This is a genomic window from Thermoactinospora rubra (genome assembly GCF_002093975.1).
In the GTDB taxonomy this organism is placed as follows: Bacteria; Actinomycetota; Actinomycetes; order Streptosporangiales; family Streptosporangiaceae; genus Nonomuraea; species Nonomuraea rubra_A.
Genome location: NZ_KZ084327.1, coordinates 209,421 through 229,875 on the forward strand (window position 1 = coordinate 209,421; position 20,455 = coordinate 229,875).

At 72.4% G+C, this 20,455-nt stretch carries 20 protein-coding genes, 1 pseudogene and 1 riboswitch; of the genes and pseudogenes, 9 read left to right on the plus strand and 12 right to left on the minus strand.

Going from position 1 to position 20,455, the window contains the following annotated elements; all coding sequences use genetic code 11:
- Positions 1 to 55: 55 nt before the first annotated feature.
- From glgX to BSB02_RS06930, 3 genes are all read right to left on the minus strand, one after another.
- The gene (glgX, locus tag BSB02_RS06920) at positions 56 to 2,173 is read right to left on the minus strand and encodes a glycogen debranching protein GlgX (protein WP_084957837.1); all 2,118 of its coding nucleotides are present in this window, start codon (positions 2,171 to 2,173) and stop codon (positions 56 to 58) included.
- A 39-nt stretch (positions 2,174 to 2,212) separates the two neighbouring features.
- Complete coding sequence (locus BSB02_RS06925; RefSeq protein WP_084957923.1) at positions 2,213 to 2,641, minus strand: OsmC family protein; 429 nt, start codon at positions 2,639 to 2,641, stop codon at positions 2,213 to 2,215.
- A gap of 65 nt (positions 2,642 to 2,706) precedes the next feature.
- On the minus strand, positions 2,707 to 4,068 hold the full coding sequence (locus BSB02_RS06930) for an ankyrin repeat domain-containing protein (protein WP_084957838.1): 1,362 nt from the start codon (positions 4,066 to 4,068) through the stop codon (positions 2,707 to 2,709).
- A gap of 67 nt (positions 4,069 to 4,135) precedes the next feature.
- Here BSB02_RS06930 and BSB02_RS06935 point away from each other — a divergent pair, with 67 nt between their 5' ends.
- The gene (locus BSB02_RS06935) at positions 4,136 to 4,813 is read left to right on the plus strand and encodes a DUF1707 SHOCT-like domain-containing protein (protein WP_084957839.1); all 678 of its coding nucleotides are present in this window, start codon (positions 4,136 to 4,138) and stop codon (positions 4,811 to 4,813) included.
- 87 nt (positions 4,814 to 4,900) lie between these two features.
- Here the strand turns inward: BSB02_RS06935 and BSB02_RS06940 are convergent, their stop codons facing one another.
- The 4 genes from BSB02_RS06940 to BSB02_RS43400 form a co-directional block, all read right to left on the minus strand.
- The gene (locus BSB02_RS06940) at positions 4,901 to 5,653 is read right to left on the minus strand and encodes a sirohydrochlorin chelatase (RefSeq protein ID WP_240506234.1); all 753 of its coding nucleotides are present in this window, start codon (positions 5,651 to 5,653) and stop codon (positions 4,901 to 4,903) included.
- A gap of 56 nt (positions 5,654 to 5,709) precedes the next feature.
- Complete coding sequence (locus BSB02_RS06945; protein WP_084957841.1) at positions 5,710 to 6,438, minus strand: phosphoadenylyl-sulfate reductase; 729 nt, start codon at positions 6,436 to 6,438, stop codon at positions 5,710 to 5,712.
- Between the two features lie 139 nt (positions 6,439 to 6,577).
- Positions 6,578 to 8,251 (minus strand): nitrite/sulfite reductase, encoded by a 1,674-nt coding sequence (locus tag BSB02_RS06955; protein ID WP_084957843.1) that lies wholly within the window; start codon positions 8,249 to 8,251, stop codon positions 6,578 to 6,580.
- Between the two features lie 111 nt (positions 8,252 to 8,362).
- A complete protein-coding gene (locus BSB02_RS43400) occupies positions 8,363 to 8,458 on the minus strand; it encodes a putative leader peptide (RefSeq protein WP_420855833.1) in 96 nt (31 codons plus the stop codon).
- 147 nt (positions 8,459 to 8,605) lie between these two features.
- Between BSB02_RS43400 and BSB02_RS06960 the strand changes: the two are divergent.
- The 6 genes and pseudogenes from BSB02_RS06960 to rsgA all read left to right on the plus strand — a co-directional run.
- A pseudogene (locus tag BSB02_RS06960) lies at positions 8,606 to 8,818 on the plus strand (methyltransferase domain-containing protein); the annotation flags it as partial.
- A 310-nt stretch (positions 8,819 to 9,128) separates the two neighbouring features.
- Complete coding sequence (locus BSB02_RS06965) at positions 9,129 to 9,923, plus strand: TIGR03084 family metal-binding protein (protein ID WP_084957844.1); 795 nt, start codon at positions 9,129 to 9,131, stop codon at positions 9,921 to 9,923.
- Between the two features lie 32 nt (positions 9,924 to 9,955).
- Positions 9,956 to 10,336, plus strand: a complete 381-nt coding sequence (locus tag BSB02_RS06970) for a YccF domain-containing protein (RefSeq protein WP_084957845.1) — start codon at positions 9,956 to 9,958, stop codon at positions 10,334 to 10,336.
- A gap of 59 nt (positions 10,337 to 10,395) precedes the next feature.
- Positions 10,396 to 11,337: a YihY/virulence factor BrkB family protein gene (locus tag BSB02_RS06975; RefSeq protein ID WP_169729362.1), complete on the plus strand. Its 942-nt coding sequence runs from the start codon at positions 10,396 to 10,398 to the stop codon at positions 11,335 to 11,337.
- 24 nt (positions 11,338 to 11,361) lie between these two features.
- Positions 11,362 to 11,443: riboswitch (ZMP/ZTP riboswitch) on the plus strand.
- A 25-nt stretch (positions 11,444 to 11,468) separates the two neighbouring features.
- On the plus strand, positions 11,469 to 12,722 hold the full coding sequence (gene glyA / locus BSB02_RS06980) for a serine hydroxymethyltransferase (RefSeq protein WP_084957846.1): 1,254 nt from the start codon (positions 11,469 to 11,471) through the stop codon (positions 12,720 to 12,722).
- Positions 12,723 to 12,976: 254 nt separating this feature from the next.
- Entirely contained in the window at positions 12,977 to 14,077 is a 1,101-nt protein-coding gene (gene rsgA, locus BSB02_RS06985; protein WP_084957847.1) for a ribosome small subunit-dependent GTPase A, read from the plus strand.
- A 24-nt stretch (positions 14,078 to 14,101) separates the two neighbouring features.
- Here rsgA and BSB02_RS06990 read toward each other — a convergent pair whose 3' ends face one another.
- Complete coding sequence (locus BSB02_RS06990; protein ID WP_240506250.1) at positions 14,102 to 14,485, minus strand: ATP-binding protein; 384 nt, start codon at positions 14,483 to 14,485, stop codon at positions 14,102 to 14,104.
- Between the two features lie 325 nt (positions 14,486 to 14,810).
- Here BSB02_RS06990 and BSB02_RS06995 point away from each other — a divergent pair, with 325 nt between their 5' ends.
- On the plus strand, positions 14,811 to 15,035 hold the full coding sequence (locus BSB02_RS06995; RefSeq protein ID WP_084957849.1) for a DUF397 domain-containing protein: 225 nt from the start codon (positions 14,811 to 14,813) through the stop codon (positions 15,033 to 15,035).
- Between the two features lie 292 nt (positions 15,036 to 15,327).
- On the opposite strand, the gene BSB02_RS07000 is transcribed toward BSB02_RS06995, so the two are convergent.
- The 4 genes from BSB02_RS07000 to BSB02_RS07015 form a co-directional block, all read right to left on the minus strand.
- Positions 15,328 to 15,642 (minus strand): WhiB family transcriptional regulator, encoded by a 315-nt coding sequence (locus BSB02_RS07000; protein WP_084957850.1) that lies wholly within the window; start codon positions 15,640 to 15,642, stop codon positions 15,328 to 15,330.
- A gap of 101 nt (positions 15,643 to 15,743) precedes the next feature.
- Entirely contained in the window at positions 15,744 to 16,565 is an 822-nt protein-coding gene (locus BSB02_RS07005) for a sucrase ferredoxin (protein WP_240506235.1), read from the minus strand.
- A gap of 287 nt (positions 16,566 to 16,852) precedes the next feature.
- Positions 16,853 to 18,367 (minus strand): glycerol-3-phosphate dehydrogenase/oxidase, encoded by a 1,515-nt coding sequence (locus BSB02_RS07010; protein ID WP_084957852.1) that lies wholly within the window; start codon positions 18,365 to 18,367, stop codon positions 16,853 to 16,855.
- The gene (locus tag BSB02_RS07015; RefSeq protein WP_084957853.1) at positions 18,364 to 18,879 is read right to left on the minus strand and encodes a TetR/AcrR family transcriptional regulator; all 516 of its coding nucleotides are present in this window, start codon (positions 18,877 to 18,879) and stop codon (positions 18,364 to 18,366) included. Before BSB02_RS07015 ends, BSB02_RS07010 begins: the two co-directional genes overlap by 4 nt.
- 25 nt (positions 18,880 to 18,904) lie before the next feature.
- On the opposite strand from BSB02_RS07015, the gene BSB02_RS07020 reads away from it, so the two are divergent.
- Entirely contained in the window at positions 18,905 to 20,452 is a 1,548-nt protein-coding gene (locus BSB02_RS07020) for an FAD-binding oxidoreductase (protein WP_084957854.1), read from the plus strand.
- Positions 20,453 to 20,455: the final 3 nt, after the last annotated feature.

Sequence of the window (20,455 nt, forward strand, 5' to 3'; positions counted from 1 at the left end):
GGGCTCCTTCGAGATGGTCAGGGGATCAGGGGCGGGGCAGAGGGTCAGGGGCGGGTCAGCCGCGGGGGTGCAGCAGGACCTGGATGCTGCGGCCGGTCACGGCCACCAGCGCGCCCGGCTGCCACTGCTCGTCGGGGAACGGATCGTCCCTGAGCGTCTCGTCGGCGGTGTCGAGGATCGTCACCCAGTGGTCGCCGAACTCGGGGCCGGGCAGCGTGAACGTGATGTCCTCGTGGTGGCCGTTGACCAGCAGCAGGAAGGAGTCGTCCACGATGCGCTCCCCGCGCGGTCCCGGCTCGGTGATGGCCTCGCCGTTGAGGTAGACGCCCATGGACCGGGCGAACCCGCTGTGCCAGTCGCCCGCGGTCATCTCCGTGCCGGCCGGCGTGAGCCACACCAGGTCGCGGCGGCCGTCGCCGGGCGTGCGGCCGCGGAAGAAGCGGCGGCGCTGGAAGACCGGGTGCCGCCGCCGCAGCCGCGACAGCATGCGGACGAACTCCAGCAGGTCCCCCTCGGTCGCGCGCATGCTCCAGTCGACCCAGGAGATCTCGTTGTCCTGGCAGTAGGCGTTGTTGTTGCCGCGCTGGGTGCGCCCCAGCTCGTCGCCGTGCGACAGCATCGGCACGCCCTGCGACAGGAACAGCGTCGTCAGGAAGTTGCGCCGCTGCCGGTGGCGCAGCCGCACGATGGCCGGGTCCTCGACCGGTCCCTCGGCGCCGCAGTTCCACGAGCGGTTGTCGTCGGTGCCGTCGCGGTTGTCCTCGCCGTTGTCCTCGTTGTGCTTGCGGTCGTAGGAGACCAGGTCGGTCAGCGTGAAGCCGTCGTGGCAGGTGACGAAGTTGATCGAGGCGACCGGGCGGCGGCCGGAGGAGGCGTACAGGTCGGAGGAGCCCGACAGGCGGGAGGCGAACTCCGGCAGCACCGCGTGGCCGCGCCAGAAGTCCCGCACCGCGTCGCGGTACTTGCCGTTCCACTCGGTCCACAGCGGCGGGAAGTTGCCGACCTGGTAGCCGCCGGGCCCGACGTCCCACGGCTCGGCGATGAGCTTGACCTGGGAGATCACCGGGTCCTGCTGGATGAGGTCGAAGAACGCGCTCAGCCGGTCGACGTCGTGCAGCTCCCGCGCCAGGGCGGCGGCCAGGTCGAAGCGGAACCCGTCGACGTGCATCTCCAGCACCCAGTAGCGCAGCGAGTCCATGATCAGCTGCAGGGCGTGCGGGGAGCGGACGTTGAGCGAGTTGCCGCACCCGGTGTAGTCGAGGTAGTAGCGCCGGTCGCCGTCGTGCAGCCGGTAGTAGGCGGCGTTGTCGATGCCGCGGAAGCCCAGCGTGGGGCCCATGTGGTCGCCCTCGGCGGTGTGGTTGTAGACCACGTCGAGGATGACCTCGATGCCGGCCTCGTGCAGCGCCCTGACCATGGCCTTGCACTCCAGCACCTGCTCGCCGCGCGTCCCCGAGCTGGAGTAGGCGCCGTGCGGGGCCAGGAACGCCATGGTGTTGTAGCCCCAATAGTTCGTCAGCCCGCGGGCGACCAGGAAGTGCTCGGGCACGAAGTGGTGCACCGGCATCAGCTCGATGGCGGTGACGCCGATCGACAGCAGGTGCTCGATCACCGCCGGGTGCCCGATGCCCGCATAGGTGCCGCGCTGCTCCTCGGGCACCGCCGGATGGCGCATGGTCAGCCCGCGCACGTGGGCCTCGTAGATGACCGTCTGGTGGTACGGCGTGCGCGGCGGCCGGTCGTTGCCCCACTCGAAGAACGGGTTGATCACCACGTTCTTCGGCATGTAGGGGGCGCTGTCGGCGGTGTTGAGCTTGCCGGGGTCGGTGAAGTGGTAGGAGAACAGCGCCTCGTTCCACACCAGCTCGCCGTCGATGGCCTTGGCGTAGGGGTCGATCAGCAGCTTGGCGGGGTTGCAGCGGTGGCCGCGGGAGGGGTCGTAGGGCCCGTGGACGCGGTAGCCGTACCGCTGGCCCGGTGTGATGCCCGGCAGGTAGCCGTGCCAGACGAAGCCGTCGACCTCGGGCAGGTCGACGCGCTCCTCGGAGCCGTCGTCGTGGAAAAGGCACAGCTCGATCCGCTCGGCGACCTCGGAGAACACCGAGAAACTGGTGCCCACGCCGTCCCAGGTGGCGCCGAGTGGGTAGGGCTCGCCCGGCCAGACCTCTCGCATGTGTCCCGATTGTCGCACGCGAACGAGCCCGCGTCCCCGTCAGCTCAACAGCTCGGCGTTGAGCGTGATCGTGGTGCCGGTGAGCGCCTTGCTGACCGGGCAGTTGGCCTTGGCGCCCTCGGCCGCCTGCTGGAACTGCTCGGCGGTGATGCCGGGCACGTGGCCCTTGACGCTGATCACGATGCCGGTGATGCCCTCACCCGGCTGGAAGGTCACGTCGGCGCGGGTCTCCAGCGACTGCGGCGGGGTGCCGGCGCCGGCCAGCGCGTGCGACAGCGCCATCGAGAAGCAGGAGGAGTGCGCCGCGGCGATGAGCTCCTCCGGGGAGGTCCTGCCGCCCGGCGCCTCGGCCCTGGACGGCCAGGACACCTCGAAGGTGCCGACGCCGGAGGAGTCGAGGGATACGGTGCCCGAACCGTCGAGCAGGGCGCCCTTCCACTGGGTGGTGGCGGTGCGAGTCGTCGCCATGTGCATGTCCCTTCAGTCGGTGAGCCCTCCAGGTCGACCCTATAGCCAAGCGCGGCGCGCACCCATCACGCGCCGGCCGCCAGCTTCGCCTGCGCCTCGGTGACCAGCTCGCGGCAGTACTCGTCGTCGCTGTCGGCCAGCACGCGCCGCACGCCCGCCTCGGCGCGCCGGTCGCCGCGTTCGGCCAGGCCGCGGGTGGCCTCGGCCACCGTGTTGAGGTCGGCGTCGTCCAGCCGGGCGGCCAGCGCGTCGCGCACCCGCGGGGTGTCGGCCGGCAGCCCGGCCAGCCCGTGCGTGGCCCAGTCGCGCACGTCGTCCTGGTCGTCCTCGGTCATCTCGATCAGCAGCTCCAGACCCTCCTCGTGGTCCGGCGGCAGGACGTCGGCCAGCGCGATGGCGTCGGTCGCCGTCCGCCGGTGGCCGGGGCGGCGCATGATGGCCAGCACCTGGGGGAGGGCGCGCGGGTCGCCCTGGTGGCCGAGGCCGGCCAGCACCGACCGCAGCACCTGCGGGTCGCCCTCCGTGGTGGCCATCTTCTGCAGCAGCGGCAGGGTCCGCTCCAGGTACGGCTTGCCGCCGTCCTCGGTGTGGCCGAACTGGGCGAGGGCGTCGACGCCGAACTCGCGCTCGCGGGCGTCCTCGCTCGTGCACAGCCCGGCCAGCGCCTCGTAGGTCTCCTCGTCGCCGCGCCGCCGCAGGGCGTCGACCACCGTCCACCAGGTCTGGCCGTCCTCGTCGGTGTCGCGGTGCGCGATCGCCCGGGCGGCCAGGTCGCCGACCGGCGTGCGGACGCCGACGGCCTCCTCCAGCAGCGTCGCCACGGCCGCGTGCCCGCGCTGGGCGACGTAGTCCAGTCGCCGGCGGCCCTCGGCGTCGTAGGCGGCGACCGTGACCTGCTCGGTGCCGTCCTTGGCGTACTGCCGGCCGACGACGTACTGCCAATCGCCGGGCGCGTCCTGCTGGAGCTGGTCGAGCAGGGCCGTCTCCAGGTGCACGCCCACCCAGTCGAGGGCGATGTCGAGCGGCGTGTCGCCGTCGCCGTCGGCCAGCCCGGGGTCGGCCCCGGCCTCCAGCAGCACGCGGGTCACACCCAGCGCGCCGCGCCGGGCCGCCATGGTCAGCGGCGTGCCGCCCTCGTCGTTGGCGGCGTCGACGTCGGCCCCGGCCTCGACGAGCAGCCGGGCGGCGTCGGCGTGGCCGTTGGCGGCGGCCCACAGCAGCGCGTGCCAGCCGCCCTCCTCGCGGGCGCCCGGGTCGGCGCCCGCCGCGAGCAGCGCCTCGATCACCTCGACGCGGTCCCAGGCGGCCGCCGCGCACAGCGGCAGGCCCTCCTCCTCGCCCTCGCCGGGCCGGTCGGGGTCCTCGCCGCGGGCCAGCAGGGACTTCACGGTCTCCAGGTCGCCGCTGAGGGCCGCCTCGTAGAGCATGCGGGGAGTCTAGCGATTCCTCCTTCCGGAGGACGCGGCGCGACGCCTAACGCGATATGTTGCGTTTATGAGTGAACCGGGCGGAGTGCGGGCCTCCGACGCCGAGCGCGAGGCCGTCGTGGAGCAGCTCAAGCAGGCCTCCGTGGAGGGCCGGCTGACGCTGGCCGAGCTCACCGAGCGCACCGAGGCCGCCTACTCGGCGGCCACCCACGCGCAGCTCGCCCTGCTGACCCAGGACCTGCCCGCGGCGGGGGCCGTCCCGCGGGTGCCCGCGCCCGCCGAGCCGCGCAAGCGCCGCTGGTTCGTCGCGGTGATGGGCGACAGCAAGCGGCGCGGCAAGTGGCGGGTCGACCAGGGACTCGGCGCGGTGGCCGTGATGGGCGACGTCGTGCTGGACCTGCGCGAGGCCGAGGTGCTGGGCAACTCGGTCGACATCGTCGCCACCGCGGTCATGGGCGACGTGAAGATCATCGTCCCGGACGGGGTCGACGTCGAGCTCGACGGCGTGGCGTTCATGGGGGACAAGAAGATCGACGTCATGGAGGCCGCGCCCGGCATGGACGTGCCCGTCGTCCGGGTCAAGGCCTTCGCGGTGATGGGCGACGTCAAGGTCTGGGGCGACGCGCGCGCCGGACGGCTCAAGCGGTCGGTGTCGGCCTGGCGCGAGCACTGGCAGGCGCTCATGGGCGACGTCCACGGCAGGCGGCTCGACCCGTGGACGGGGATGCCGCGCAGGGACGACTGAGCCTCCTGCTCTCCGCCTGCGAGAACATCGGCACCACCCCGTGCGGGCGCCGTCCGGCCGTGCCCCGGCCGGTGGAGCCCTGACGGGTCAGACCGCGACCGGCTCCCGCACGGCCTGCGCGTACCGCTCCAGCACGACCTCGGCCAGCTCGGGGGCCGGGCCGAGCACCCCGGCCACGACGTCGGCCCCCGCCTCCAGCGCGCTCCGCCGTACCTTGTCGGCGAAGAAGCCGGGAGCCAGCAGGTACGGCGCGACCGCCACGCGCGGCGCGCCCGCCGCCCTGAGCAACGCGACGGCCTCGGCGGGCGTCGGGCCGGCGGCTGAGGCGTAGGCGGCGCTCACCGCCCACCAGCCCGGCCACCGCCGGGCCATGCTCGCGATCACGGCGTTGGCGCGCGGGTCGCTCGATCCGGCGGAGACCAGCACCACCGCGGTGTCCTCGCCGCGCTCCACTCCGGCCTCGGCCAGGCGGCGCTCCAGCGCGCGGACCATCAGGGGGTGGGGGCCCAGCGTCGTGCCGTAGTGGACGCGCGGGCGGCCGGTGCGGGCCCGGATCTCGGCCAGCGCCGACGGCAGGTCCACGCGGCTGTGGTAGGCCTCGGTCAGCAGCAGCGGCAGCACCACCGCCTCGTCCAGGCCGTGCAGGGCCTCGGGCAGCGCGGGCGCGCAGTGGTCGAGGTAGGCCTCGCGCACCTCCAGGCCGGGGCGCGCCTGCCGTACCCGCTCCAGCAGGGCCCGCACGGTCGCCGCGGCGCGCGGATCACGCGACCCGTGGGCCACCGCGACCAGCGGGACCTGCCGGAGGGCGCCCGGGGAACCCTTCCCGAGCGCCGCTCCCACCGGCGGCGGAAGCAAATGCCTGCCCCCGCCTGCCCCGCCTGCCAACGGGGCCGGAGTCACAGATGGATCCCGCATTCGACCTTCCCCAGGCCCGCCCAGCGGCCGCTGCGCGGGTCCTCGCCGTCCAGCACCTGCCGCGTGCACGGCGCGCAGCCGATGGACGGGTAGTTGTCGTAGTGCAGGGGGTTGATCAGCACGCCGTTGTCGGCGATGTAGTTGTCGACGTCCTCCTGCGTCCAGGCCGCGATGGGGTTCACCTTGACCATCTGCCGCTTGGCGTCCCACTCCACGACCTTGGTGCCGGCGCGGGTGGGCGACTCGTCGCGGCGGATGCCGGAGATCCAGGCCAGGTACGGCTCCAGCGCCCGGTTCAGCGGCTCCACCTTGCGCAGGTAGCAGCACAGGTCGGGATTGCGGCCGTACAGCCGCGGGCCCAGGTCCCGGTCCTGCTCCTCCACCGTGCGCGACGGCTTGATGTCGATCACGTTGACGTCATAGACCGCCTTGACGGCGTCACGGGTGCCGATCGTCTCGGCGAAGTGGTAGCCGGTGTCGATGAACAACACGTCGATCCCCGGTTTCACGCGGCTCACCAGGTCGATCAGCAGGGCGTCGCTCATGGAGGAGGTCAGGCACAACCGGTCGCCGAACGTGGCGGCCGCCCACCGGATGATCTCCCGGGCGGGCGCCCCCTCCAGGAAGATCGCGGCGGACTCCACGATGCTCTGCAGGTCGAGCACGCCGCGTTGTTCTCTTAAACCGATCTCGATGTCGGCCAGCGTCATAGCTTCACTCCGATTCCCAGAAAAGTCAGCTTGAAGGCGCGAGCGCAGGAGCGGCAGTACCAGCCGCCGTCCTTGTCGGCGTAGGGCTCGAGGTCCTCATCGCCGCAGTAGGGGCAGTGGAAGGGGACGGCTCGCGTGCTCATCGCAGGTCCGCCTCGTCCGCCCGCTGCACCCAGTCGGCGAAGCTCTCGCCTTCCTTCTTCTTGGCCTCGAAGTTGGTGATCACCCGCTCGACGTAGTCGGGCAGGTCCTCGGCCGTGGTCTTCAGCCCCCGCACCTTGCGGCCGAAGCCGGCGTTGACCCCCAGCGAGCCGCCCAGGTGGATCTGGAAGCCCTCCACCTGCTCGCCCCTGTCGTTGACGACCAGCTGGCCCTTCAGCCCGATGTCGGCCACCTGGATGCGGGCGCAGGAGTTGGGGCAGCCGTTGACGTTGATGGTCAGCGCGTCGCTGAAGTCGGGCAGCCGCCGCTCCAGCTCGTCGATGAGGTCGGCGGCCGTCGCCTTGGTCTCGACGATGGCGAGCTTGCAGAACTCGATGCCGGTGCAGGCCATGGTCTGGCGGCGGAACGTGGAGGGGTTGACCTTGAGGTCGTTGGCCTCCAGCTCGGCCACCAGGGGCTCGACGTTGGCCTCCGGCACGTCGAGGATGACCATCTTCTGCTCGACCGTGGTGCGCACGCGGTCGGAGCCGTACTTCTCGGCCAGGTCGGCGATCAGGTGCAGCTTGTCGCCGTCCAGGCGGCCCACCTTGGGCGCGAAGCCGACGTAGAACCTGCCGTCCTTCTGCCGGAACACGCCGACGTGGTCGCGGCGGCCGTCCCGCGGGGCCTGGGGGGCCGGGCCGTCGGGCAGCCGCTCCTTGAGGTACTCGGTCTCCAGCACCTCGCGGAACTTCTCCACGCCCCAGTCGTTGACCAGGAACTTCAGCCGCGCCCGGTGGCGCAGGCGGCGGTAGCCGTAGTCGCGGAAGATGCCGATCACGCCGTCGTAGACGTCGCCGACCTGCTCGGGCCGGACGAACACCCCCACGCGCTTGGCGAGCATCGGGTTGGTCGACAGGCCGCCGCCGACCCACAGGTCGAAGCCCTTCTCGCCCTGCTCGTTCTCCACCGCCACGAGCGCCACGTCGTTGATCTCGTGCACCGTGCAGTGCGCGGGGCAGCCGGAGATCGCCGACTTGAACTTGCGCGGCAGGTTGGAGTACGCCGGGTTGCCGATGAACCGCTCGTACAGCTCGCGGATCTGCGGCGTGGCGTCGAGGACCTCCTCCTCGTCGATCCCGGCCAGCGGACAGCCGAGGATCACGCGCGGGGTGTCGCCGCACGCCTCCGTGGTCGACAGGCCCACGGCCTCCAGCCGCTCCCAGATGTCGGGCACCGACTCGATCTCCACCCAGTGCAGCTGGATGTTCTGCCGGTCGGTGACGTCCGCCGTGCCCCTGCCGTACTCGTTGGCCAGGTCCGCGATGACGCGCAGCTGGCGCAGGTCCAGCTGGCCGCCGTCGATGCGGATGCGGAGCATGAAGTAGCGGTCGTCGAGCTCCTCCGGCTCCAGGATGGCGGTCTTGCCGCCGTCGATGCCGGGCTTGCGCTGGGTGTACAGGCCGTACCAGCGCATGCGGCCGCGCAGGTCGGCGGGGTCGATGGAGTCGAAGCCGCGCTTGCTGTAGATGTCGATGATGCGCTGGCGGACGTTGAGGCCGTCGTCGTTCTTCTTGACTTCCTCGTTCTTGTTGAGCGGCTCGTGATAGCCGAGCGCCCACTGGCCTTCGCCGCGCGGGCGCTTGTGATGGCGGCTGGCTGGGGTGGTCATCGCGCGTCCTTCGGGTTCACGGGCGCGCGCTGCCGTCCTCCTGCCTCTTCGTCGAGTGCAGGGGCTGGCACAGGTGTGGGTGCGACGCGCCCAGTCGATTCGGGGAAGGGATCAGCGGGCGTCGCAACAGATCGCGCTGCGGACACGCAGAAGGTCGACGTGGCGTCGGCCGACGAGCATGGGGTCCGCTGGCATAGTCAGAACCATACCTCCCGCTGCGCGGATGTCCAAGCGAAGGTCCACAGTCTGGACGCCGAGGCACGGACCTCGCCTTTTCGGACCCGCCACGGTTGCTGCACCGAACCTCGACCGGCTCTCCCCGGCGGCTGCACGCGAGCCTGGTTGGCTACGGTCATGATCGAACCCGACGTTCCCGACCGCATCGCCTACCTCGACCACGTGGCGGCGAGCGCGCCCGGCCGCGCCTACAAGCGGCAGGTCCTCGATCTGCTGGAGCTGCGCCCCGGCCAGCGGGTGCTGGATCTGGGCTGCGGCCCGGGGACCGACCTGGCGTCCATGGCCGCCGCCGTCGCGCCGGGCGGCGTGGTGATCGGGGTGGACCGCGACCCGGCCATGGCGGCGGCGAGGTCGGGAGGGTGGCGCGGCCCGGGCCGGATACCTGGACGGCGAGGCGACCGGCTGGATCGAGCAGGCGCCCTCGCGGCCGTTCCTCGCCACGGCGCTGATGGTCCTGGTGGCGGCCCGAGGCCTGAGCGCGGGGGAGGGGCCTATCCCTGCCGCCGCCAGGCCAGGGGCGAGTCCCCGGGCACGGCCTTTTCCTTATGCTGGCAATCGCACCAGGATCCGCCACGGCACTGCTCGTGCCGCCGCTCCTTGCAGGCTTCGCAGATCACCCGTCCAGTCTTACACTCCCGGCATGGATCTGCTGGCCGAGCTGCTGAAGGATCTGCGCGAGGAGACCGCCTCGCTCGAACGGCTCCTCGCGCCGCTGCGGCCGGGCCAGTGGGAGCTGCCCACGCCCGCCGAGGGGTGGGCGATCCGCGACCAGGTCGGGCACCTGGCCTGGTTCGACGAGGCGGCGACGCGGGCGGTGGCCGACCCGGCCGGGTTCAGAAAGACGCTGCCGGCCGTGGCAGAGACCTTCGTGGACGAGCTGGCCGAGCAGGCGCGGTCCATCCCCGTCGAGGGCGTGCTGGAGTGGTTCCGCCGCGCCCGGGCCACGATGCTGGAGACCTTCGCCACGCTCGGGCCGAAGGACCGCGTCCCGTGGTACGGGCCCGACATGTCGGCCGCCTCCTTCGTCACGGCGCGGCTGATGGAGACCTGGGCGCACGGCGAGGACGTGGCCGGCGCGCTGGGCGTCGCCAGGCCGCCGACCGCCCGGCTGCGCCACGTGGCGGCCCTGGGCGTCAGGGCCATGCCGTACGGCTTCGCCGTACGCGGCCTGCCCGTGCCGACCGAGCCGGTCAGGGTCGAGCTGACGATGCCCGACGGGTCGCGGTGGAGCGCCGGCCCGCCGGACGCCGCCGACCGGGTGACGGGCTCCATGCTGGACTTCTGCCTGCTGGTCACGCAGCGCGTCCACCGCGACGACACGGACCTGGAGGCCCAAGGCGACACGGCCGTCGCGTGGCTGGGCGTGGCGCAGGCCTTCGCCGGGCCGCCGGGCAAGGGGAGACCTCCGGGGAGGTCTCAGGGGCATGCCGGATGACCCGCCGCGAAACGGCCTGAGATGCTCGAGGTATGCGGACAATCCTGAACGTCATCTGGCTGGTCTTCGCGGGGGTCTGGCTGGCCTTGGGCTACGCGCTCGCGGGGGTCGTCTGCTGCCTGCTGATCATCACGATTCCCTTCGGCATCGCGTCCTTCCGCATCGCCGCCTACGCGCTGTGGCCGTTCGGGCGCACGGTCGTCCGCGACCCCGAAGCCGGGATCATGTCTGCCATCGGCAACGTGATCTGGTGCGTGGTCGCCGGGATCTGGCTGGCCATCGGGCACGTCGTCACCTCGATCCCGCTGTTCCTGTCGATCATCGGCATCCCGCTGGGCGTGGCCAACCTCAAGATGATCCCGGTCTCGCTGTTGCCGCTGGGCGCGAGGATCGTCGACATCGACCGAGGGTAGGAGGCCCTCGCAAGGCCATAAGCTGGCCTGAAGGTCCGTACCAATACCCTGTGGGTGCCATGACGTCCACCGAAGCGCGCACGCGGCCCGCCCGAGCCAAGCGGTCCGCCTTGCAGGAGGCCAGGGCCCGGTTGAGCGGGCTGCTCGACACCAAGCCCTGGGCGGTGGTGCGCGCCACGGTCAACGCGGGCGTCACCTACCGGGTCACCGGGCTGGCCGGGGAGGCGGCGTTCTTCGCGCTGCTGTCGCTGCCGCCGTTCGTACTGGGCCTGCTGGCGGTCCTGGCGCAGCTCAGCAACGTGCTCAACTCCGACACCGTGGCCGCCCTCTACGCCGGCGTGGTGGACCAGGCGCAGGTCGTCTTCACCCGCGACGCCATCGAGCAGGTGATCAAGCCGCTGCTGGACGACGTGCTGTACTCCGAGAGCAAGGTCCCGATCATCTCGCTCGGCTTCCTGCTGGCGCTGTGGTCGGGCTCGCGCGCCCTGTACGTCTACGTGGACCTCATCTCCGTGGCCTACGGCCTGGGCGAGGAGCGCGGCATCGTCCGCACCCGCCTGATGTCCTTCGGGCTCTACATCGTCGCGCTGCTCATCGGCGTCGTCATCGCCCCGATCATGCTGATCGGCCCCGAGCTGCTCAAGCACGCCCTGTCGGGCTACGCCGTCCTCGTCGACCTGCTCTACTGGCCCATCGTCGTCACCGGCTCGGTGCTGTTCCTCACCATGCTCTACCACCTCAGCGTGCCGGTGCGGACCAGGTGGTACCGCGAGCTGCCCGGCGCGATCCTGGCCCTGTTCCTGTGGATCGTCTGCGCCGCGCTGCTGCGCGCCGTCCTGGCCTCCTGGCTCAGCCCCGCCTCGGTGTACGGCTCGCTGGCCGCCCCCATCGCCGTGCTGCTGTGGCTGTACATCACCGCGCTCGCCGTGCTGATCGGCGCGCTGCTGAATGCCGAGGCCGACCGGCTGTGGCCCAGCGCCGTCCGCAGGCCGTCACGCTGAGTTCCGGTGCGGGGTCCGATATCGTCTAGGCGTCGCGACTGGCGCACAGAGGTGGGGCACCACCGGGGAGCGGGAAGGGCGAAGGCCGAGCGCCTGGGTCTTCGCAGGATGTCAAGGATGACAGGAGCGTCATGGGTTCTCTCGCGAACGTCGACCCTCAGCTCGCCGAGCTGATCAAGGCGGAGGAGCGTCGCCAGGCCGACACCGTCAAGCTCATCCCCTCGGAGAACTACGTCTCCAAGGCCGTGCTCGAGGCCACGGGCACCGTGCTCACCAACAAGTACTCCGAGGGCTATCCCGGCAAGCGCTACTACGAGGGCCAGCAGGTCATCGACCAGATCGAGACCCTGGCCGTCGAGCGCGCCAAGGCGTTGTTCGGCGTCAACCACGCCAACGTCCAGCCCTACTCGGGCTCGCCCGCCAACCTCGCCGTCTACATGGCGTTCCTGCAGCCGGGCGACACGGTCATGGGCATGGGCCTGCCCTTCGGCGGCCACCTCACCCACGGCTGGTCGGTCAGCGCCACCGGCAAGTGGTTCACCCCCGTCCGGTACGGCGTGCGCCGCGACACCGGCCGCATCGACATGGACGAGGTGCGGGAGCTGGCCCTCCAGCACCGGCCCAAGCTGATCTTCTGCGGCGGCACCGCGATCCCGCGCATCATCGACTTCGAGGCCTTCGCGTCCATCGCGCGTGAGGTCGGGGCCGTGCTGGCGGCGGACATCGCGCACATCGCGGGCCTGGTCGCGGGCGGGGCGCACCCCTCGCCCGTGGGGCACGCCGACGTCATCTCCACCACCACGCACAAGACCCTGCGGGGTCCGCGCGGCGCCATGCTGATGGCCGACTCCGACGAGCACGCCACCGCGCTGAACAAGGCGGTCTTCCCCGGGCTGCAGGGCGGGCCGCACAACCACACGACGGCGGCGATCGCGGTCGCGCTGCACGAGGCGGCCCAGCCGGAGTTCCGCACCTACGCGCACCAGGTGGTGGCCAACGCCAAGGCGCTGGCCGAGGAGCTGGCCGGCCGCGGGTTCGACCTCGTCTCCGGCGGCACCGACAACCACCTCATCCTCATCGACCTGACCTCCAAGGGGGTCGGCGGCAAGCCCGCCGCCCAGGCGCTGGACCGGGCGGGGCTGGAGACCAACTACAACACGGTGCCGTTCGACCCGCGCAAGCCGTTCGACCCGTCGGGCATCCGCATCGGCACGCCGTCGGTCACCTCGCGCGGCATGGGCGAGGCCGAGATGCGGCAGATCGGGGCGTGGATGGACGAGGTGGTCACGGCTCTGGCGAAGGGGGACGCCGAGGAGGTCATCGCCCGGGTCCACCGTGAGGTGAGCGAGCTGACCTCGCAGTTCCCGACGCCGGGCCTGTCGTAGTCGCACGCTCGCCGCACCGGGCATGAGGAGCGGGGCCGGGCCTGTGGTCCGGCCCCGCTCCTTGCTCCAGCCGTGGCGCGAAAACCAGTCGCAGGGCCGGATGACGGGCCGGTAGCCTTGCGGCGGGCAAGTCGATCGAGGAGGTGAGGACTTATGCGGGTCGTCGGCTGCCGCCTGCCCACGATCAACAAGTCCAACCTCCGGGTGCCCGCCTAGCCGACACCCGGGTTGTCAACCCAAGGGTGTGTTCACCGTTGTCTTATGATCTTTCCCTGCTCGGCTGGAACGAGTCTCTCGCCGCCGGGCTGCCCGTCGACACCGTCCCGGCGAGGGTCGCGCGGGTCGACCGCGGCGCCGCCGAGGTGATCGCCGCTGACGGGCTCCACCACGTCAAGTACGGCGCGCAGGTCCGGCGCGCCTCCGCCCAGGACCCCGTCGCCCTGCCGTGCGTGGGCGACTGGGCCGCGCTCAGGCACCTTCCCGAGGGCCGCCACGAGCTGCACGCCCTGCTGCCCCGCCGTACCGCCTTCGTCCGGGGCGGCGTGAGCCGCGACTCCGTCGCCGGGCTGTCGGGCGACGGCCAGGGCCAGGTGCTGGCCGCGAACGTCGACGTCGTGTTCGTGGCCGAGCCGTCCATGCACGCCACGGACTTCGCCGACCTGGGCCGCATCGAGCGGCTCGTCGCCCTGGCCTGGGAGAGCGGCGGGACGCCCGTGGTGCTGGTCACCAAGTCCGACCTGTTCGAGCAGGGCCTGGAGGACCTGCTCGCGGACGTGCGCACGGCCGCGCCCGGGGTGGACGTGCACGCCGTGTCGTCGCTCCACGGCGACGGCGTGGAGCTGGTGCGCGGCTACCTGGCGGGCTCCCGCACGGCCGTGATCCTCGGCCCGTCGGGAGCCGGCAAGTCGACGCTGGTCAACGCGCTGGCCGGGGAGGCCGTCATGGAGACCCAGCAGGTGCGGGCGGCCGACGGGCGGGGCCGCCACACGACGGTGCACCGGGAGCTCATCCCGCTGCCCGGCGGCGGGCTCGTCATCGACACGCCCGGCATCCGCCGGGTGGGCCTGTACGGCGTCTCCGACGGCGTCGACCGGGTCTTCGCCGACATCGAGGAGCTGGCCGGGCACTGCCGGTTCGACGACTGCGCGCACGACGCGGAGCCTGGCTGTGCCGTCCGGGCCGCCCTGGACAGCGGGGAGCTGCCCGAGCGGCGCCTGGAGAGCTGGCGCAAGCTGCAGCGCGAGGCCGCGTGGATGGCCGCCCGCTCCGACGCGCGGCTGCGCAAGGAGCAGCAGAACCGGTGGAAGGCGATCAGCAAGGAGATGAGGCGCCACTACCGCAGCCGCGGGATGTGACGAGCGTGTGGGCGGGGCCTGGCGTCAGCGCAGGACCGCCCACACCCGCTTGCCGCCGCCGGTCGTCGGATACCAGCCCCAGCACAGCGACAGGGCCTGGACCAGGTGCAGGCCCCTGCCGTACTCGGCGAAGCAGTCGGCGTCGACGGCGGCGGGCGGGTCGCCGCCGGGGTCGCTGACCGCACAGGCGACGTGGCCGCCCCGCACCACCAGCGCCAGGCTCAGCGCGCCGCCGCCGTGCCGGATGGCGTTGGTGACCAGCTCGGAGACCACGAGCTGGGTGTCGCAGATCGCCTCGGGGACCTCCCACTCACGCAGCGCCGTGGCGACGAACATGCGCGCCACGGAGACGGGCACCGGGCGCTCGAAGACGGCCAGATGCCCCTCGGGGTCGGTGTCGCACAGCACCGCCTGCAACCACGGAGGAGGGGCCGGCCCGGTGGCGGCTTGCGAGCGTGCGGCGGAGGTTGTCATGGGGTCCCCGGAGGCGTGGGCTGGGGGTGATCTCAGTGACCATACTTACGGCGGGGACCGAGTGATGCAAGACTTTTCATGATTTACCCGTGCAAATTCCACATGCACGTGCACCTGGCGCTCCAATGGCAGCGCTCTCAAAACGGCGACAAATCGGGCATAGTGCTCAGGAGTTTTGGGCATTCACCATCCCAAGATCGGGATGGTGCCCTATCCTCGCGATTGCACGTGCATCGGCAAATGCGAGGAGTATCCCCTCATGCAGGGCATCCATAACGGCATGAGCGCCAGCCGGCTCCGCGTCGCCTGGCGCAAGAGCACCCACGGGAAGCCGAGCGTGGAGCTCGCGCGCCTGCCGTCGGGCGAGGTCGCCATGCGCAACTCCCGCCACCCCGACGGTCCGGTCCTGGTGTACACGCGGGCCGAGATCGAGGCCTTCGTGCTGGGGACCAAGGACGGGGAGTTCGACGACCTCATCGCCTGAGCGGCCGCCTTTCGGGTACGGCCCCGCCGTACCGGAGCGGCCCCTCATCGCGCCCCTTGCAGCGTGAAGGCCGCCTCGCCTGGTCGGGCGAGGCGGCCTTCGGGCTGTCCGCTGGAGGATGCGGGCCTGGCAGGGGGTCACGCGCGCATGGCGCAGCGCCGTGGGCGCGCCGTGACGGCCAGGGTGAGAGCCTGATCAAGCAGTTGTCCCGACCGGGTTCGCGCACGCCGTACGGCATGCGTCATCGGGACAACTGCGCGATCACGCTTGGAGCAGATCGTGCCGGGAGAACTCAGGCGACGGCGGTGATGCCGGCGCTGGCGGCGCGGCGCATGCGGCGGCGACGCTCGGAAGCGCGCTCGTCCTCGTTGAGGCCGCCCCACACGCCGTACTTCTCCGGACGGGACAGAGCGTAGTCCAGGCACTCGGTGCGCACGGGGCACTGGGCGCAAATGGCCTTGGCCTTCCGCTCGCGCGTTTCACGCTCGGGCTGCCGCTCGCCGTCGGGACCGAAGAAGAGCACGAGGTCCTCACCCCGGCACGCGGCATCATCCTGCCAACCCCAGCTGGGGCGCGGGCGGGCGAGCTGCCGACGTACCTGAGACATGAGAAAACCACCTTCGTGAGAGGTATTTCGGTTAATGAGCCGCATTGGACGCTTATGGCGTCACTGGTCCAACGCAAGGTGTGGCCGGGATGTTCCCCCGTCTAGGCCGGCACCGGCGTGACGTACCGCACACGCGCGAGCGCGTCCAGCGACACCAGCCGGTAGGTCGTGATCGTCTCGGCACAAGCCGTGCCGCACGGAGCTTGTAGCACCGCCGGCTCAACCACGACCTGGAACAGCACGTCACCGCAGCGCACGATCGCTTCGGTGGCGTTGCCAGCCAACCTGGAGGATTCCACGGCCACTCCGCCGACCGACAATTCACCCGAGTGGATCCGGGCGAAATGCTCGGCGGCTTGCAATGGCTCAGGGATGCCTGCGCGTCCCCGGTAACGGTCGAGGCAGACCTCGCCCGACCGGTACGCGTTAGCCGCCGCCAACGCGGCAGCCTGAGACATGCTGCCGTAATACAGCCCGTGTGGCAAGCACACGAGGTTGGCGGCGTAGAGATCGCCGCCAACGTGTGACGTTTCCCATACTCTGTCGGGCCAAATCTCCGCCAGCGACCGAGCGATGGGGCGTCCAATGCGGGCGCAGCACGCATTGCGCTTGGCGTGCGTGCAGACCAGAAATACCGGCTCGTCTTCAAGTATGCAGGACTCTGGGACCACTCCGGCCATCAGCGCGTCCATATCAAGATCATCCGGACCTGCGACGATGCCGCTCGCGAGCCAGGGCTCGGGGCCGGAGGAGTGCGCCACTATCACACGGACCCCCTGGTGCGCCGGGCGGGTCCGCCTTCCGGGGCGGCGGATCAGCTGGGGCCTGACGCCGTGTTCGAGGGCTCTCCTGACGAGCTTGGCGATCGTGTCGGGGAGGGCGGTGTTCTCCACCCGGTCCGCCCATGGGCCGGTGTACTCCATCAGCAGCCACGTCCGGGCGCCCACCGTCGCGCTGGCGAAGACGGGCAGGGCGCCGGTGTGGCACCCGTCCGGGTGGTCGCAACCCCTGGGCACGTCGTTCCCTTCTCGTCGGCGGATGAACTTAGGGAAGCCTAACCTATTGATCGCGTGGGCGTTGCGGAGATCCCGGGAACACGCCGATGCCCGCCGTGGGTGGCTTGCCGCCGCCCCGGAGCGTGCTCTCCTCAGGGTGCGGGCGAGTCCGAGTGAGGTCAGCGGGAGGGCGGCCCTGGAGGGTGCGGGCGGGGTCAGTGGGGGAGGGCGGCTTCCAGGGCGGCGTGGGCGAGGGGGAGGGCGGCGGCGCGGTCGGCGGGGACGAGGCCCAGGCGCGTACGGCGGTCCAGCAGGTCGTCCACGTCGAGCGCCCCCTCGCACCGCACCGCCCACACCAGCTCTCCCAGCGTGACGCCGAGCCCCGCCTCCTCGGGGAAGCGCCGCGCGAGCTCCCACACCTCCCGCGCCTCGCTCCCGTAGCGCTCGACCAGCCGCCGCGGGACGCCGGCCGCGACAGCCGTACCCCCGGCGCCGACCAACGGCAGCGAGGCGGTCACCGAAGGCCCGGCCGGCACCCCGCGCAGCGCCAGCGCCCGGTCCACCGCGTCCTCGGCCATCCGCCGGTAGGTCGTCAGCTTGCCCCCGACCACGGTCACCACCCCGCCGGTGTCGAGCACCGCGTGCCGCCGCGACAGGTCGGCCGTCCTGCCGGGAGCCTCCAGCAGCGGCCGCAGCCCCGCGAAGGCCCCCGCCACGTCCGCCCGCGTCAGCGGCGCCTCCAGAACGCCGTTGACGACCTCCAGCAGCGCCGTGACGTCCTCCTCGGGCACCTCCGGCACGTCTGGGACGGGCCCGTCCACCGGCTCGTCGGTCAGGCCGACGTACACCCGCCCGTCCGGCTGCGGCAGCACCAGCGCGAACCGGTTCACCGTCCCCGGGATCGGCACGTGCAGCCCCGCGCGCAGCGGCAGGACGCCCGGGCGCAGCACCAGGTGGCTCCCACGGGAGGGCCGCAGCCGGACGTCCGCCAGCCGCCCGGCCCACACGCCCGTGGCGTTGACCACCGCACGCGCCCTGATGGTCAGCGCCGACCCGGTCAGCTCGTCGCGCACCTCGGCGCCGCCGGGCGCGAGCCGCAGGGCGCGGCACCGGGTCAGGACGCGCGCGCCGCACCAGGCCGCCGTCCGCGCCAGCGCCACCACCAGCCGGGCGTCGTCCACCAGGCGCCCGTCCCACGACAGCAGGGCGCCGCGCAGGCCGCGCCGCCGTACCGCCGGAGCCGCCTCCAGCGCCCGGGAGGCCGGCAGGCGGGACGGCCCGGGCAGCACGCGGCGCGGAGTGCGCGCGGCGGCCCGCAGCGCGTCGCCGAGGCGGTAGCCGGTCATCGCCAGCGCCGCCTGGCCGGGCGAGACCGAGGGGACGAGCGGCAGCAGGTACGGCTGGGCCCTGGCCAGGTGCGGCGCGGTCCGCGTCAGCAGGATGCCCCGCTCGACGGCGCTCTCGTAGGCGACGCCGACCTGTCCCCGCGCCAGGTAGCGCAGCCCGCCGTGGACCATCTTGGAGCTCCAGCGGGACGTCCCGAAGGCCAGGTCGTGCGCGTCGATCGCGGCCACGGACAGGCCGCGCGAGGCCGCGTCGAGGGCGGCTCCCGCACCGGTCACGCCGAGCCCCACGACGAGCACGTCCACGGTCTCCTCCGCGACCCTCTCCAGGTCACGGGCGCGCCTGGCGGCGTTGAGGCGGCTGGCACGGTGGCCGGCGTCGGTCATGAGCCCTCCAAGTAGGCCTCCAGCAGGGCCGCCAGCTCGGCGTCGAGGTCGTCGAGCGTGACGGGGTCGAGCACGGTGGGCGCCGACAGCAGGAACGACTGCGCCACCAGCAGCACGGCGCGGGCCTTGCGGAGGTCGCCGAGCATCTCCTCCAGGGCCGCCAGGGCCGCCTCCTGCGTGGCTCCCCGGCGCCGCAGCAGGTACGGCAGGAGCAGCTCGGGATCCGCCTCGACGATCTTGCGCCACAGCGGGTGCTCCCGCAGCCTCCGCACGCCCGAGACGATGGCCGCCACCGGGTCGGACCGGTCCACGCCGGCCAGCAGGCGGGTCCACTCGCGCGTCATCAGGTCGGCGACCAGGGTCTTGACGTCCGGCCAGCGCCGGTAGAGCGTCATGCGCGACACCCCGGCGCGCCGCGCCACGTCCGTCAGGGTCGTCCGGCGCACGCCGTACGCCAGCACGCACTCGCGCGCCGCGTCCAGCACCCCGTCGGTGTGACGATTTGACGCCATATGTCACAGTGTAGTGGTGGAACCCATGAACTGGCGCGGCTGGGGCGATCCCGCCAAGGCCCGCGAGCTGCCGGAGACGATCGTCACGCTGCTGCACGACCTGCTCGGCGTCCGCGCGCCCGCCTCCCCGGGCGCGAGCCTGGAGGAGGTACGGCTGCCGCCGCCCGCCCTGCCGGAGCCGGCGCTGGCCGGGCTCGCCGAGGTCGTGGGGCCGCAGCACGTACGGACCGACCACGAGACGCGCGTGCGGCACACCCGGGGCAAGTCGACGCCCGACCTGTTGCGGATGCGGGCCGGGGACGCCTCCGACGCCCCGGACGCGGTGGTCGCGCCCGGCTCGCACGACGAGGTGCTCGGCGTGCTCGATCTGTGCTCGCGGGAGCGCGTCGCGGTCGTCCCCTTCGGCGGCGGGACGTCCGTGGTCGGCGGCCTGACGCCGGACCGCTCGGGCTTCGCCGGGGTCGTCGCGCTGGACCTGGCCCGACTGGACCGCCTCGTGGACGTCGACACCGAGTCGATGGTCGCCACCCTGGAACCGGGCCTGCGCGCGCCCGAGGCCGAACGCCTGCTCGCCGGGCACGGCCTGACCCTGGGCCACTTCCCGCAGTCCTTCGAGTACGCCACGCTCGGCGGCTTCGCCGCGGCCCGCTCCAGCGGCCAGGCGTCGGCCGGGTACGGCCGCTTCGACGACCTGGTGGTGGGCCTCACGGTCGCCACCCCGCGCGGCACGGTCGAGCTGGGCCGCGCGCCCAAGTCGGCCGCCGGACCCGACCTGCGCCAGGTCTTCCTGGGCTCCGAGGGCGCCTTCGGGGTGATCACCTCGCTCCGGCTGCGGGTACGGCGGCGCCCCGCCGAGCGGCGGTATGAGGGCTGGCGCTTCCCGTCCTTCGCCGACGGCGCGCGGGCGCTGCGGGCGCTCGCCCAGGAGGGGCCGCTGCCGACCGTGCTGCGGCTGTCGGACGAGACCGAGACCATGATCGGCCTGGCCCGGCCCGACGCCATCGGCCGGGGAGGCGACGGATGCCTGGCGATCACCGGCTTCGAGGGGGCGTCGGTCGCCGGGCGCAGGGACGCGGCGGCGGCCGTCCTGGAGGCCCACGGGGGCGTCCCGCTCGGCCGCGAGCCGGGCGAGGCGTGGGAGCACGGCCGCTTCTCGGCCCCCTACCTGCGCGACTCGCTGCTGGCCGTGGGCGCGACCGTGGAGACGCTGGAGACGGCCGGCTTCTGGGCGAACCTGCCCCGGCTGTACGACACGGTACGGCTGGCGCTGCTCGGGGCGCTCGGCGCTCCGCTGGTCATGTGCCACATCTCCCACGTCTACGAGACCGGCGCCTCGCTGTACTTCACCGTGGTCACGCCCGCCGGGCTGGAAGAATGGGAGCAGGCCAAGCGACAGGTCAGCCGGGCCATCGTCGCGGCGGGCGGCACCGTCACCCACCACCACGGCGTGGGCCGCGACCACAGGGAGGCCTACGCCGAGGAGATCGGCCCGCTGGGCGTGGACATCCTGCGCGGGATCAAGGCGAGCGTCGATCCCCGAGGCGTGCTCAACCCGGGAGTACTGATCCCGTAATCG

Excerpts from the sequence above, each read along its gene's own strand:
- BSB02_RS06945 (WP_084957841.1), bottom strand. The coding sequence starts at position 6,438 with ATGACGCTGGCCGACATCGAGATCGGTTTAAGAGAACAACGCGGCGTG.
- BSB02_RS06970 (WP_084957845.1), top strand. The coding sequence starts at position 9,956 with ATGCGGACAATCCTGAACGTCATCTGGCTGGTCTTCGCGGGGGTCTGG.
- BSB02_RS43400 (WP_420855833.1), bottom strand. The coding sequence starts at position 8,458 with ATGGTTCTGACTATGCCAGCGGACCCCATGCTCGTCGGCCGACGCCAC.
- BSB02_RS06975 (WP_169729362.1), top strand. The coding sequence starts at position 10,396 with ATGACGTCCACCGAAGCGCGCACGCGGCCCGCCCGAGCCAAGCGGTCC.
- BSB02_RS06955 (WP_084957843.1), bottom strand. The coding sequence starts at position 8,251 with ATGACCACCCCAGCCAGCCGCCATCACAAGCGCCCGCGCGGCGAAGGC.
- glyA (WP_084957846.1), top strand. The coding sequence starts at position 11,469 with ATGGGTTCTCTCGCGAACGTCGACCCTCAGCTCGCCGAGCTGATCAAG.
- BSB02_RS06925 (WP_084957923.1), bottom strand. The coding sequence starts at position 2,641 with ATGGCGACGACTCGCACCGCCACCACCCAGTGGAAGGGCGCCCTGCTC.
- BSB02_RS07005 (WP_240506235.1), bottom strand. The coding sequence starts at position 16,565 with ATGGAGTACACCGGCCCATGGGCGGACCGGGTGGAGAACACCGCCCTC.
- BSB02_RS06930 (WP_084957838.1), bottom strand. The coding sequence starts at position 4,068 with ATGCTCTACGAGGCGGCCCTCAGCGGCGACCTGGAGACCGTGAAGTCC.
- glgX (WP_084957837.1), bottom strand. The coding sequence starts at position 2,173 with ATGCGAGAGGTCTGGCCGGGCGAGCCCTACCCACTCGGCGCCACCTGG.
- BSB02_RS07000 (WP_084957850.1), bottom strand. The coding sequence starts at position 15,642 with ATGTCTCAGGTACGTCGGCAGCTCGCCCGCCCGCGCCCCAGCTGGGGT.
- BSB02_RS07015 (WP_084957853.1), bottom strand. The coding sequence starts at position 18,879 with ATGGCGTCAAATCGTCACACCGACGGGGTGCTGGACGCGGCGCGCGAG.
- BSB02_RS07020 (WP_084957854.1), top strand. The coding sequence starts at position 18,905 with ATGAACTGGCGCGGCTGGGGCGATCCCGCCAAGGCCCGCGAGCTGCCG.
- BSB02_RS06965 (WP_084957844.1), top strand. The coding sequence starts at position 9,129 with ATGGATCTGCTGGCCGAGCTGCTGAAGGATCTGCGCGAGGAGACCGCC.
- BSB02_RS06935 (WP_084957839.1), top strand. The coding sequence starts at position 4,136 with ATGAGTGAACCGGGCGGAGTGCGGGCCTCCGACGCCGAGCGCGAGGCC.
- BSB02_RS06995 (WP_084957849.1), top strand. The coding sequence starts at position 14,811 with ATGCAGGGCATCCATAACGGCATGAGCGCCAGCCGGCTCCGCGTCGCC.
- BSB02_RS07010 (WP_084957852.1), bottom strand. The coding sequence starts at position 18,367 with ATGACCGACGCCGGCCACCGTGCCAGCCGCCTCAACGCCGCCAGGCGC.